This is a genomic window from Synechococcus sp. BA-120 BA3 (genome assembly GCF_034931285.1).
Classification (GTDB): domain Bacteria; phylum Cyanobacteriota; class Cyanobacteriia; order PCC-6307; family Cyanobiaceae; genus Cyanobium.
In genome coordinates this window covers 24125-36813 of the sequence record NZ_JAYGHZ010000251.1, presented here as the reverse complement: position 1 = coordinate 36813, position 12689 = coordinate 24125, and the positions used below count along the sequence as shown (strand labels likewise).

Sequence of the window (12689 nt, the reverse complement as noted above, 5' to 3'; positions counted from 1 at the left end):
CCCCGCAGCCCCTCGGCCTCGGCCTCCAGGATCGGCAGGGCAGAGGCCTTGTTGGTCTTGGCGAACAACCGGCGGCCATCGGCCAGATCCAGGCGCCAGGCGCTGTGGATGCAGCCGCCGCCCGCCGCGCTCCAGCCGACCGCCTCGACGCCGAGCTGCTCGGCCAGCCAGGGGGTGAGGGTGGCGGGGTGAGGCATGGAAGCGCAGAAATCAATGGTTTTGCCGTTCCCTGGGGTGCCTGATGCGCCTTACACGGCCACGGGCTCGATCCCAACATATCCAGCCGGCTCCGTCCTGCAAGTCATGTGAAACTCGCTTGACCAGACTGAAGAATCCATACGATATTCAGATCACCGTAGAGGCAGAAAAGGTAACGATGACCACGACCACTAGCGTCCGGAATTCCCGCGAATCATCCCGCGAGCGACAGGCTGAATTTGCAACTGTTCTTCATTGGGTAGGTGTCGCCATTCTGGCCTACTTCCTGGTCGAACTGGCCTTCCAGGCCTGGCCCGTAGCCCTCCTCAAGCCAGCTTGGCTGGACGTCATGATTGGCTTTCTTGTCAGCCGAGGCATCACACCACTCACTGGAGCGCTGCTGGTAGCAGCCGCTGCCGTTCTGAACCCCCAGTCCAAGCCACTGGCCAACCGAGCGGAACTGCTGCGGCGCCTGGCCACCTGGGTGGCTTTGGGGTATCTGCTTCTGATTCCCGTTCAGATCTATTCCGGTGTGAAACTGCTGCAGACCAGAAACCAGGAATCAACCCAACTCCTCACCCAGGCATCGAAGGCCGTCGAGGCGATCAGACAAGCCGACACACCCGCGGAACTACGCCGGGCCTACGCCCAGGTCCCGGGGAACAAGGCGCCGCTCCCCGAGTCCTTCCCCCAACCATTCCCCGTGATCAGGGAGCGCCTGGCGGAAGCCATCAGTGCCAACACCAAACGGGCAGAATATGAGTTCGACAACAACATGTCCAATGTGTGGCAACGCTCTCTGGGACTGGCCTTTGGGAACACGCTAAGGATGCTGATCTTCTTCCTCGGCTTTGCTGCCATCGGTCGCCGATCCCCCTATCACGCCACCCTATTGCAGAGTATTCTGGTCCGCCATCAAGCACGGATGGGGAAAGGACGTCTGCACGGACGTCGTCACTTCGAGGGTGTCATTGATCAAGAGTGGATTGAGGTCGAACAAGATCAGACACGCAGTTGATGGCAACAAGCTGGTCACAGTTTAGGTTGACACCACTGAGTCTTTCCACGGCGGACTGGTCTGGTCTCAAGCTGCCCCCTCCAGGAATCCACTGCCGTGGCAGGACAGCGGCCGATCAACGCATTTCTTCTGAACGTGTAATGGCCACCGAAAGACTCTTTGGCCCTCCCGCTACCCCCCTCGCCACGAGCCATCTGAAGCCGGACAGATCCAGCCGGTCATCCTCCAGAGATCAGCCCCAATCGAAGATCGGCCAAGAAAAAATCCCTGGCCAGGGCCAGGGATGGAGTTGGACAGCTCTGGCCTCACCCAGGAGGCTTCATTCCAGTTCAGACTGCAGTTGAAGACGCCTTGATCCGGGACCTCAACCGACGGCTGAAGCCGAAAGCCATGCCAGCACCAAGAATGGGAAGGGGTCCGGGAACATCACCAGGAACCTCCCCTGGCCTCTGGCTGAAGAAGTTGTTTGCCGTCGAAACCGCAGAGTTGCCGGTCGCCATGAAGATATCCTCAACGTTGAGCGAGGTGACTCCAGCAGCGAACAGATAATCGGCAGGGGCAGGATTCCCATTGCTGGAAACCAAGGAAGTGGATCCGCCACTCCAGCGCACATTCTTGGTCACCGTACAGCCACCAAAACCTGGGAAGATGCAGCCGGAGTCGAGTCCAACGGCTGCAAATTCAAAGGTGGGATCAGTGATCGAGATGGTATAGGAAATTTTCCCGGACTGGGTTGGAGGGTCAATGACGCTGCCGAAGTCATAGGCCAGACCGAAGTTGTTGAATCGGATTTCGGTGTCATCGCCAACGCCATCGCAAACGATGCCACTCACGGTCTTATCGCCGAATGCCAGGTCAGTGGGCGATCCACAGGTGGTTGTTTGCACGGCCTTCGCAGAACCGGCGGACAGACCGGTGACAGCGGCCGCAACAACCGCAGCGCCGAAAAGAGACTTCGACAGGATCAATCGCTGATCATCGCGTCCAGACGCACGCAATCCGGAGAACACAATCTTCATGGCTGGATACGGAATGAGGACCAATGTGACATTCAACCACTTTTCACCGTATCACGGTCTGACATAGGTCAAATCACCACCAGGCCTTAGGCAAGGAACGATTCAGGCCAGACAGCACTGATGTATTCAAAGGCGTGCTAAGCGCATGGGCTCCAGGGCAGACCCCTTGCCGCACAAAGCTTCTTAGAGGATTTGATGGGCGCAGTGGCAGAGGCCATCACCTCGAACGGAGGAGATTTCACCTCCGCTGAGCCCTTGACGATTACAGGGCGGTCACGAAGTTCATAAGTGCCAACATTTGATCGCCGCTCTTGTGATGTACATCCGCACCACAACTGCAGCAGCGCCCTGCACTGGATCGATCCGGCCGGTGTCCCGCTCCGATCTGCCAGCATCCCGTTGGAGCCATCGGTGCAGTGTTGACCCCCAGCGGAAGAGACCAGGTGGACGTGGTGGTGGTGGGCGCCGGCATCGCCGGCCTGACGGCGGCGGCGCTGCTGGCGAAGCAGGGGCTCCAGGTGGAACTGCTCGAGGCCCATCGCCAGAGCGGTGGCTGTGCCGGCACCTTCCGTCGCGGGCCCTACGTGTTCGACGTGGGGGCCACCCAGGTGGCGGGGCTGGAAGCGGGCGACGGCGCCCCCGCGGGCATCCATGCCCGCCTGTTCCGCCATCTGGGCGTGGCGCCGCCGGCGGCCGTGCCCCTGGATCCGGGCTGCGTGGTGGACCTGGCCGATGGCCGTGAGCCGGTGGCCATCTGGCGCGATCCGCAGCGCTGGCGGCAGGAACGGGTGCGCCAGTTCCCGGGCAGCGAACGCTTCTGGGCCCTCTGCGACGCCCTGCACAAGGCCAACTGGGCCTTTGCCTCGCGGGATCCGGTGCTGCCGCCGCGCTCCTGGTGGGATCTGGGCCAGCTACTGGGGGCGCTGGGGGCAGGGAACCTGGCCAGCGGCCTGCTCACCACCGCCACCATGGCCGACCTGCTGCGACTCACCGGCTGCGCCGCCGACAGGCGACTGCGGCGATTCCTGGATCTGCAACTGAGGCTCTATTCCCAGGAGCCAGCCGATCGCACGGCCGCGCTGTACGGGGCCACCGTGCTGGCGATGGTGCAGGAACCGCTCGGGCTCTGGCACCTGGAGGGGTCGATGCAGGCCCTCAGCGAGGCCCTGGAGAGCGCCCTGGCGCGGCACGGCGGCCGGCTGCGCCTGCGGTACCGGGTGGAGCGGCTGCAGCCGCCGGAGCAGCCCGGGGGCAACTGGCGGATCACGGGCCAACGCGGCGGGCCCCCGCCCGGGGACAGCCGTCCGCCGGGGGAGGCGTTTCAACTGGGCGCCCCTGAGGTGGTGGTCAGCCTGCCCCCCCAGACCCTGCCGGCCCTGCTGGGGGAGTCCCTGCCCGGCGGCTACCGGCGGCGGCTCGCGGCCCTGGGCGAACCCAGCGGCGCCCTGGTGTTCTACGGAGCCGTCGAGCGGGACAGGCTGCCGCCGGGGTGCCCCAGCCACCTGCAGCTGGAGGCCCCTGACCCGGGGTCCCTGTTCGTGTCTGTCAGCCAGGAGGGGGACGGCCGGGCTCCCGCCGGGCGGGCCACGGTGATCGCCAGCGTGTTCACCCCGGCCCGTCCCTGGTTCGGCGGGGAGGAGGCCGAGTATCAGGCCCGGAAGCGGGAGGCGATGGCCGCCATCCAGCAAGGCCTGGAGCGGCTGCTGGGGGTGGGACCCGGCGACTGGCTGCACGGCGAGCTGGCCACCCCCCGGGGCTTTGCCGGCTGGACCGGCCGGCCCTGGGGCTACGTGGGCGGCCTGGGCCAGCACCCCAGCCGCTTCGGGCCCTTCGGCCTTGCAAGTCGCACCCCCCTGGCGGGCCTGTGGCTGTGCGGCGATGCCATCCACCCCGGCGAGGGTACGGCCGGGGTGAGCCTGTCGGCCCTGATGGCCTGCCGCCAGCTGCTGGCCGGGCGGGGGGTGGACCTGCGGCCCTGACCCCCCGCCCCCCTCCGTGGTGGCTCAGTTGACGCTGACGCGCACCACCCGGCCGCCGAGACGCTGCACCCGCTGCAGGGCCTCGTTCATGCGGCTGTAGGGCACCCGCATCACGTAGGCACCGCTGCGCACCACGGCGTTGTTCACCAGCCCGGTGGCGGTGATGGTGGCCACCCGGCCACTGGGGGAGCTGGTGCCGCGCACCCCGGCCGACACCACCAGGGCCTCCTCCCGGTGGCCGCGGCCGGGATCGGTGGGCTGGCCGCTGCGGGAGATCGGACCGTCGACGCTGGCGCCGCCCTGGGCCAGGTTGGCCTGGAAGAAGGATTCACCGCTGAAGCGGGGACGGAGGACCGTCACCGTCACGGCCCGGTCCTGGTGCAGGGCCCGGCCGAGCTTGAAGCGGGTGCCGGCGCTGTCGCCCTTCACCGAGGCTGCCGCCCCACCGGCCAGCTGCATCAGCCAGGAGAACTGCTGCCCCTGCTGGCCGGCGGAGTAATCCCAGCCGTGCAGATAGGGAACCACGTCGGAACCGAAGCGCTCCTGGTACTCGGGGCTGTCGATGTAGGAATCGATCTCGGCGTCGTAGCCCTGTTCCTGCAGGATCGTGAAGTGGTGCAGCATCTCGGCCTTGTTGTGGGGAGCCCGGCCGAGGAGATGCTTGTGGTTCAGTTCGATGAAGCGGTAGGGATTGCAGTTCTCGAAGAAGCGGGAACGATAGAGGCCGCTCCTGGCCAGGGTGCGCACGAATTCCTGCACGGTGAGATAACCGTTGCGGAACAGGGATTCGGCACCGGTGAGGCGCTCGTTCTGCATCACATACTGCTGGCCCAGCACCTGCTGATACACCAGGCGGATGATGGCGTCACGATCCTGCTGGGAGGCTTTGGACCAGTTCTCCTTGTTGCGGTCATCCGCGAAACGCTCGATCCCAAGGGACGGGGCTTGGACCAGGGCCATGGTGGAAACAGGGCAAAGGGCAGAGGGAGGAGCATCGCCGCGGACGGCCCACCTGGCGGATTCAGGCAGGAACCGGTGCGGGAGCACAGAAGGTGGTTCCCCGGGAGGCCGTGCCCGCCGGCGATGTCAAGCTGCGATTCTCAGCGGAATCCCGGGAAATCAGGCGGGATCGTTACAGCGCTCAGTCCCCTGAGATGGATCCATACATTCCTTCACCACGAAGGATTGCAGCCTCAGCAGGAAAGATTGCAAAAGGAAAAGCTCGCCAAAAGCAGGAATCGCTTCAGGAGGCGATCCGCCCGGAATCGATGCGGCGGGACTGGCGCTGCCGCACGGGCCGTACGTCACCCCCACGGATGGGGCTGGAGCGGGAAATGACCGGCAGCTGGAGGGCGGGGGCGGGGCTGGCCGCGTCCTGGCAGAGGCTGGCCCAGACGGTTTCGAGGGCGGCCAGTTCATCAGCCGGTGACCAGGCCTCAGCGGCGGAGCGGGCCTCAGCGGACGGGCGGGACTGGCGCCTGGGCTGCGGGAGCTCGATTGTCACCATGTCTCCCACGACCTATCCACCCTTGTACAACATCCCGCCGCAGCGTCCAGAGGGGAGGCAACACAAGCTGACGGAAGACATTGTGAAGGGAGGGCCGCTCCCCTGACGGTGACATCCATCCCGGGCCGCCAACCCCGAGGGCTACTCGTCGCTGGGCAGCAGCACCAGGGTGTGCAGCCGATCGGTGCCCAGGTCATGGGTGAGGATCCACACCTGCAGCCCCTGGCCGAGATCGAAGACGCTGCGCAGCGACCCCTGCTGCCGGTAGGCGGCGATGGTGTTGTCACGGGCGTCGCGGGCATCCACCACGCCCCAGTCGCCGCGGCGGTGTCGGGCCACCAGACGCTGCAGGGTCTCGGCATCCACCCACTCGCGCACCTCCGGACTCACGTCCACCGGGCCGATGGCGAGGCGGGCAGCCATGCAGGTTCCTTCGCTCTGATCGACCTTACGGGGAAATCCGTCGGGGGCCCAGGCCGGTAATCCTTCCAGCCACCGGCTGCCGAAGGATGCGTCTGCCGCCACACCCCACCTCAGCCGCCGCCATCGGCGCCATGGCTGCCGGCCTGTTGGCCTTGCCGCTGTCCGCGGCGCCCCCGCCACGCGCCACGGCGGTGCTGGCAGGGGGGTGCTTCTGGGGCATGGAAGCGGTGTTCGAACAGGTGCGGGGCGTCACCGAGGTGGTGACCGGTTACGCCGGCGGCAGCCCGGCCACCGCCGCCTACGAACGGGTGAGCGGTGGCGATACCGGCCACGCCGAGGGCATCCGCATCACCTACGACCCAGCCCGGGTGAGCTACGAAGAGCTGCTGAAGGTGTTCTTCGCCGTTGCCCACGATCCCACCAAGCTCAACCGCCAGGGTCCGGATGTGGGCCCCCAGTACCGCTCGGCGATCTTCCCCACCGACCCGGAGCAGCGCCGGGTGGCTGAGGCCACCATCGCCCGGCTGGACCGCTCCGGCGCGCTGCCCCGGCCGATCGCCACCACCGTGGAGGTCTGGCGGGGCTTCACCCCGGCGGAGGCCTACCACCAGGACTTCGTCGCCCGCAACCCGACCCATCCCTACGTGGTCGCCCATGACCAGCCGAAACTGGCCCGGCTGAAGCAGCAGTTCCCGGAGCTGTCCCGCTAGGGGCGCTGCCTCAGCGCAGGCGGTCGAGCTCGCCGCGGCCGTGGAGATCGGCCAGGGCGTCGTAGCCGCCGATGGGCTGGCCATCGATGAACACCTGGGGCATGGAGGCCAGGCCGCTGCGCTCGGCAACCGCCGCCCGCGCCGCATCGTCGTCGGCGCGCTGCACCACATGGGGGATGCCGAGGGTGCGCAGCATGCGCAGGGCCCGGGCCGAGTAGGGACAGCCGCTGCGCACGGCGATCTCCACCCGGGGATGGGCCGGGGAGGCGGGGGTGGTGGGCCGGACCGCTGCGGTCGCCACGGCGGCCTGCACCGGATCCTGGGGTGCTCCGGCCTGCGGCAGGAAGCCCACCAGCAGGTCGGCGCCCCGGAGCACCAGGCTGCCGTGCTCGAGGTGGCCGCCCCACACCTGGCAGTCGCCGTCGGAGAGGCTCAGGTGCAGGTGCACCCCCTGGGGCGCCACGGTGCCCTGCAGGGTGATGATCTCCAGGTGGCCCTGCAACACGGTGGGCTCCTCCAGGCCCGGGCACTGGAACGCGGCCTGGGAGAGGTCACCCACCACGCCGAGCACGAACCCGGAGGCGCCGGCCTCGATCGCCACCTGCTCGAGGCTGGCGCGCAGATCACTGCCCGGGCCGAGATGCAGCGGCAGGGGGTGCATGGCGGAAACGGGCGTGGCAGGGGGTCAAGGTAAGTCCTGGGCTTCCGGCGCCCCGGGCAGCAGGCGGCAGCGCAGCAGGGCCAGGGCCTCGTCGGGCAAGCCCAGGAAGCGGTCCAGCCACGCATCACCGCTGGGGGCGATGGGGGCCACGCCCACCAGCAGCGCCCGGCCCTCGCCGTCGAGGGGCTGGCCGCTGGCCCGGTGGCGGCGGCCCTGCACCGGACCGGTGCTGAGGGTGGTGGCGACGATCAGGTCGGGTGCGCGGTAGAGGGCGCCGATAGCGAAGCGGAAGCGGGCCTCGAAGCGCAGCGCCATCGTCCCGGTGGCGGCGTCGAGGCAGCCCTCGAGCTGCTCGGGATGAATCGTGATCGCCAGGCCGGGGGGCAGCGGCAGCCCCAGGAAGCGGGTGGTGCGCCAGTCGAGGGGCGGGATCCTCAGGGTGGCGGGATCGAAGCGGAGGGTGCCATGGCCAGGGCCGCTGGCGATGTCGGCGCCGACGGGATCCGCGGCGACGAGCACACCCACCCCGCCACCGTCGCGGGCGTCGTAGCGGAAGCGGGGATAGGCCCCGATCGCCAGGCCGCAGCCCGCCAGGGTCTGAAGCGCCAGCTCAGCCATCGAGCTGGATCTCCGCCTGGGTGGGGTAGGGGATCTGGATCCCTTCGGCGGCGAACAGGGCCAGCAGGGCCCGGTTGAGGCGGGCCACCTCATCCTTGAACGCCGGATAGGTGGGCTGGGAGGAGCGGTAGTCGTAGGTGAAGTCGTAGCTGAAGTCGCTGATGGCCATCAGGCGACAGGCCCGGAAGGCCGCAAGGGGTTCGTGCTCGAACAGCGAAGCGATCAGGTCCGGGATGCGCTGCAGCTGCTCCGGGCTCGTGTCGTAGGCCACGCCGATCACCATGCGGGAGCGGATCACCTGATCGAGGATCTGCCGCAATCGCAGCAGGACCGCTTCCCGCAGGGTGAGGTAATCGGTCCAGTTGGGGGCGTGGATCTGCCCGCAGCAGCGCAGCAGCAGCTCTCCATCGTCCGTCGCCTGGTCGAGGAACACCTGGGCGGCGGACAAGCCCGGCAGATCGGTGAGGTACAGGCGGCCGTAATGCACCAGGTCGTCCAGCTGGTCGGGGGTGAGCTCGACCGGCAGGGGCAGGTGCAGCTCGAAGACATGCAGCACCACATCCGGTGCCTGACCCGCGCGCAGGGAGTAGTTGACGATCGTCTCCTCATCGACGACCGAATTGGGGATGGTGATGCGGCTCTCGTGGGTCTGCAGCTCCAGGGACCGCAGGCCGATCTTGGTGACATAGCCGAGGTTGCTGCCGATGCGGCAGAACTCCCCCACCCGCAGCGGACGGTCGGTCTGGATCGACAGACCGGCGAACAGGTTGCCCAGCAGCTTGGAGGCACCGAGGCCGATGGCCAGGCCGGGCACGGCGGAAAAGGCCAGCACGGTGGAGGCCGGCAAGCCCAGCAGGATCAGCAGCCGGTACATCAGGGAGATGCCGATGACGGCGCCCAGCACTCGGCAGACGGGCATCACCAGATTGCTGACCCGGCTCAGCTGCAGGGCGTTGCGCCGGCCACGCAGGATCGTGATCCACTCCGCCAGGCTGCGGCCGAGGGCCTCCATGAGAAAGAAGCTGAACAACCCGGCCCAGCAGAAGTACAGCGTGTAGAGCAGGTACATCAGCACCTGCAGCGGCAGGCCGGTGACGTTGACGTAGTGATCAAGCAGCAGTTCCACCAGCCGGGTGACGGGCAGGGCAACGCCCGCCAGGAGCACCCGGTGCCAGGCGATGTTGTCGAGCCGCCAGATCGCCGCGGGGGTGAGGTTTCCCCTGGCGGAGCGCTCGGTCATCCGATAAGTGCCCAGCAGGGCCAGCACCAGCCGGAATTGAACAAAGGCGAACACCGCCATCACCAGCAGCCCCAGCACGATCTGGAACAGGGTCTGGTCCCAGAGATGGGCCTCCAGCACATTGCGGCGCAACCCCTCGGGAATGGCCAGGTACCACTTGGGCGGCAGGATATGGCCGGGCCTGAGGCTGAAGGTGTCGTAGATCGCCGGCGTCAGCAGGCTGGAGGGGCCCGCGGCGGGGGATCGCTGATGCTTGATCTCCTCGTAGAGGCCGGGGATCTGGGCCACCGTGAAGGCGGAGAACCGGTAGCCGCGATCACGCCCATCCTCCGGCCCGTCATCCGTCAGGGTGATGGAGGTGCCGGGGATGGTCCAGCTGGCACTGGGGTTCACCCGTGACTCGTTCAGGGCCTTCATCCCGGCCGCATCAGGAATCTCGAACGGCTTGCGGCTGTGGGTGAAGACGTAATCGAGGATCACCTTGAGCTTGAGGGCATATTCATCGGCGAAATCCGCCCGGATGCTCTGGGGAATCTCCGACACGTCCAGGGCCTTCACCGCCTCCTCGAAGTAGCTGTTGATCAGCGCCAGTTCGTTGCGCACGGCTCTCGACCAGAACAGCCCGGGGGTGGCGGCCGCCTCGGCCTCGATCCGGGCGATGTCGCGGCTCACCTGGGCCATCACCACGTAGAAGTTGAGCAGGGTGGCCCGCGGGCTGTCCCCCACCACCTGGTTGAGGGGCGCATCGGTCCATTGCTGCTTCAGCTCCAGCAGCTGGCCGTGGAACGGCTGGCTCTCCAGGGGCACGTAGGTGTTCCGGCCCGGAGCGGGGAGTGCGGTCTCCGGGCCGGCGGAGAACCCCGCCGGGGACACACCCATCAGCGGCAGCAGGCAGGCGATCAGGAACGCCAGCAGCGGCCTGAGCTGGCAGGGCAGACGGGGCAGACGGATCGGACGGGGCACCCGGAAGCCGCGGCACATGCCCCGCATGATGACGGCTCAGCCCGCCGGCAGCACCTGGCGGTAGCCGTTCGCCTCGCACACCCGCAGGGGGGTGGCGAACAGGGCGCTGAGGGGGGCGTCCTGCAGCAGCGCCTCGGTGGGGCCGTCGCCCACCACCCGGCCCTCGCGCAGCAGCACGCAACGGCGGATCTCGGGCAGGACCGCCTCGATCTGGTGGGTCACCAGCAGCAGGGTGGTGCCGGACCCGGCCAGCTCGCGCAGGATCGCCAGCAGCTGGTGTTTCGCCTTGAGGTCGAGGCCGTTGGTGGGTTCATCCAGCACCAGCACCTCGGGCCCATGGACCAGGGCCCTGGCCAGCAGCAGGCGCCGGCGCTGGCCCTCGGAGAGCTGGCCATAGGGGCGCTCGGCCAGGTCGGCCAGCCCCAGCTGCTCCATCAGTGCCGTCACACGTCGCCGCTGGGCCCCGGTGGCCACCTGACTGCGGCCGATGCCCACCGAACCGAAGAAACCGGAGAGCACCACATCGGCGGCGGGCACCCGGCCCCCGTAGGCGGCCTGCAGATCCTGGGACACCAGGCCGATGCGGCCCCGCAGCTCCCAGAGGTTCACCGTCGTGCTGCCGAAGAGGCGCAGGCAGGAGCCGGGCTTCACCACGGGGTAGATCTCGCGGCTGAGCAGCTTCACCAGCGAGCTCTTGCCGGAGCCGTTGGGGCCCAGCACCACCGTGTGCTCGCCGCGGTGCAGCCGTAGATCGAGATCCTCGAAGACGCGGCGGGGCCCCAGCCAGGCCTCGACGGCCTCCAGCTCCAGGTAGGCCGAGGGGGAGCTGCTCATGGGGGGGTGGTCATGGGGCCACGCTCAGGCCGGGGTCAGGGGCTGGGACTGGGACCGGGCCTCCATGGCGCCGTCGGCCTGGGGCCGGCCCCAGCCGAGCTTGCGTTCCAGCTTGCGGATCATCTTGCCGGCCTGATCCAGGCCGGTGGCGGTCTCGATCCCCTCGAGGCCCGGGCTGGAGTTCACCTCCAGCAGCAGGGGGCCGCGGTGGGAGCGCAGGATGTCGACACCGGCCACATCCAGCCCCAGGGCCTTGCAGGCCTTGACGGCCATCTGTTTCTCGGGTGCATCGAGCTGCACCGTCCGGGCCGTCCCCCCCTGGTGGAGGTTGGCCCGGAACTCGCCTTCGGCGGCCTTGCGCTCAATGGCGGCCACCACCTTGCCGCCGACCACGAAGCAGCGCAGATCCGTGCCGCCGGCCTCCTTGATGAACTCCTGCACCAGCAGGTTGGCGTCGAGGCTCTGAAGGGCATTGATGACGCTCTCGGCCGCCTTCTGGGTTTCAGCCAGCACCACCCCCTTGCCCTGGGCCCCCTCCAGCAGTTTCACGATCAGGGGCGCGCCGCCCACCATGCGGATCAGATCGACGGTGTCGAGGGGGGAATCGGCGAAGCCCGTGACGGGGGTGTTGAGCCCGGCGCGGACGAATTCCTGGGAGGCGAAGAGCTTGTCGCGGGAGGCGGTGATCGCCTGGGCACCGTTGAGGGACGCCACCCCCATCGACTCGAACTGCCGGGTCACGGCGCAGCCGTAGAAGGTGACGCTGGGGCGGATGCGGGGGATGACGGCATCCACCGTGCCGAGCACGTCGCCGCCGCGGTAATGGACCTCCGGATTGCGGGGATCCAGGCGGATGTAGCACTGGCGGATGTTGAGGAAGCGCATGTGGTGGCCCCGTTCCTCGCCGGCCTCGATCAGGCGGCGGTTGCTGTAGAGGTCGGGATTGCTGGCCAGCAGCACGATCCGCAGGCCGGCATCGCGCGGGCGGACATGGGCATAGAGGGCCCGGCTCTCCTCGGCGCTGAGGCTGCGCAGGTGCTGGCTGCCCTCCGGATCCACCAGAATCCGGCCCACCATCGCCTGGCGGCCCAGCAGCATCCGGTAGCCCATGGCATCGCGGTTGGCGAGCGTCAGCTCCACCTCCCAGCTCTGCTCGCCGAGCACCAGCCGCTCCCGGATCACGTAGCGGTTCTCCGAGACACCGCTGGTGTTGCGCACCTCCCGCCTCGCTACCACGGGGGCCTCGTGGCGCACCACCACGGCCCGGTCGCCCTGGAGGGGATGGACCTCAAAGCTCACCCAGGGGCGCCCGTCGCGCTCGAAGGCAACGATGTTGGTGGCGTGGAGGGCGGAGGTGGCCGCACCGGAATCGACGCGGGCCTTGATCGCCGGCAGCCCGGCGTCCGGGAAGCTGCACCACTCCTCACTGCCCACGATGATCTTGCCGTCGACGCTGTCCATGGCTCCGGGGCGGGTGGCGTGGGACGAGCCCACAGACCGCCATGCTCGCCGGAGCTTT

General features: G+C 68.0%; 13 protein-coding genes. 3 read left to right on the top strand and 10 right to left on the bottom strand.

Going from position 1 to position 12689, the window contains the following annotated elements:
* Window positions 1-197: fructosamine kinase family protein (locus VB737_RS08260; RefSeq protein WP_500312390.1), on the bottom strand; the 197-nt coding region annotated here is incomplete at its 3' end.
* Between the two features lie 119 nt (window positions 198-316).
* Between VB737_RS08260 and VB737_RS08255 the strand changes: the two genes are divergently transcribed.
* Window positions 317-1216, top strand: a complete 900-nt coding sequence (locus VB737_RS08255; protein ID WP_500312389.1) for a hypothetical protein — start codon at window positions 317-319, stop codon at window positions 1214-1216.
* 329 nt (window positions 1217-1545) lie between these two features.
* Here the strand turns inward: VB737_RS08255 and VB737_RS08250 are convergent, their stop codons facing one another.
* Window positions 1546-2235 (bottom strand): hypothetical protein, encoded by a 690-nt coding sequence (locus tag VB737_RS08250; RefSeq protein WP_500312388.1) that lies wholly within the window; start codon window positions 2233-2235, stop codon window positions 1546-1548.
* Between the two features lie 419 nt (window positions 2236-2654).
* Between VB737_RS08250 and crtD the strand changes: the two genes are divergently transcribed.
* Window positions 2655-4214 (top strand): C-3',4' desaturase CrtD, encoded by a 1560-nt coding sequence (gene crtD, locus VB737_RS08245; protein WP_500312387.1) that lies wholly within the window; start codon window positions 2655-2657, stop codon window positions 4212-4214.
* 24 nt (window positions 4215-4238) lie between these two features.
* On the opposite strand, the gene VB737_RS08240 is transcribed toward crtD, so the two are convergent.
* The 3 genes from VB737_RS08240 to VB737_RS08230 all read right to left on the bottom strand — a co-directional run bounded on the left by VB737_RS08240 (window position 4239) and on the right by VB737_RS08230 (window position 6144).
* The gene (locus VB737_RS08240) at window positions 4239-5174 is read right to left on the bottom strand and encodes a phycobilisome rod-core linker polypeptide (RefSeq protein WP_500312386.1); all 936 of its coding nucleotides are present in this window, start codon (window positions 5172-5174) and stop codon (window positions 4239-4241) included.
* Window positions 5175-5457: 283 nt separating this feature from the next.
* Complete coding sequence (locus VB737_RS08235; protein WP_500312385.1) at window positions 5458-5718, bottom strand: hypothetical protein; 261 nt, start codon at window positions 5716-5718, stop codon at window positions 5458-5460.
* A gap of 144 nt (window positions 5719-5862) precedes the next feature.
* Window positions 5863-6144, bottom strand: coding sequence for a hypothetical protein (locus VB737_RS08230; protein ID WP_500312384.1), 282 nt, complete (start codon window positions 6142-6144; stop codon window positions 5863-5865).
* Between the two features lie 131 nt (window positions 6145-6275).
* Between VB737_RS08230 and msrA the strand changes: the two genes are divergently transcribed.
* Window positions 6276-6854, top strand: coding sequence for a peptide-methionine (S)-S-oxide reductase MsrA (gene msrA / locus VB737_RS08225; protein WP_500312393.1), 579 nt, complete (start codon window positions 6276-6278; stop codon window positions 6852-6854).
* Between the two features lie 10 nt (window positions 6855-6864).
* On the opposite strand, the gene VB737_RS08220 is transcribed toward msrA, so the two are convergent.
* Genes VB737_RS08220 through rimK form a run of 5 tightly spaced genes read right to left on the bottom strand, consistent with a single transcriptional unit; the run spans window position 6865 to window position 12631 of the window.
* Window positions 6865-7515: a PCC domain-containing protein gene (locus VB737_RS08220; protein WP_500312383.1), complete on the bottom strand. Its 651-nt coding sequence runs from the start codon at window positions 7513-7515 to the stop codon at window positions 6865-6867.
* 24 nt (window positions 7516-7539) lie between these two features.
* Entirely contained in the window at window positions 7540-8133 is a 594-nt protein-coding gene (locus tag VB737_RS08215) for a hypothetical protein (RefSeq protein ID WP_500312382.1), read from the bottom strand.
* On the bottom strand, window positions 8126-10336 hold the full coding sequence (locus tag VB737_RS08210) for a mechanosensitive ion channel family protein (RefSeq protein WP_500312381.1): 2211 nt from the start codon (window positions 10334-10336) through the stop codon (window positions 8126-8128). Before VB737_RS08210 ends, VB737_RS08215 begins: the two co-directional genes overlap by 8 nt.
* A 36-nt stretch (window positions 10337-10372) precedes the next feature.
* Entirely contained in the window at window positions 10373-11170 is a 798-nt protein-coding gene (locus VB737_RS08205) for an ABC transporter ATP-binding protein (protein WP_500312380.1), read from the bottom strand.
* Between the two features lie 24 nt (window positions 11171-11194).
* Window positions 11195-12631 (bottom strand): 30S ribosomal protein S6--L-glutamate ligase, encoded by a 1437-nt coding sequence (rimK, locus tag VB737_RS08200; RefSeq protein WP_500312379.1) that lies wholly within the window; start codon window positions 12629-12631, stop codon window positions 11195-11197.
* Window positions 12632-12689: the final 58 nt, after the last annotated feature.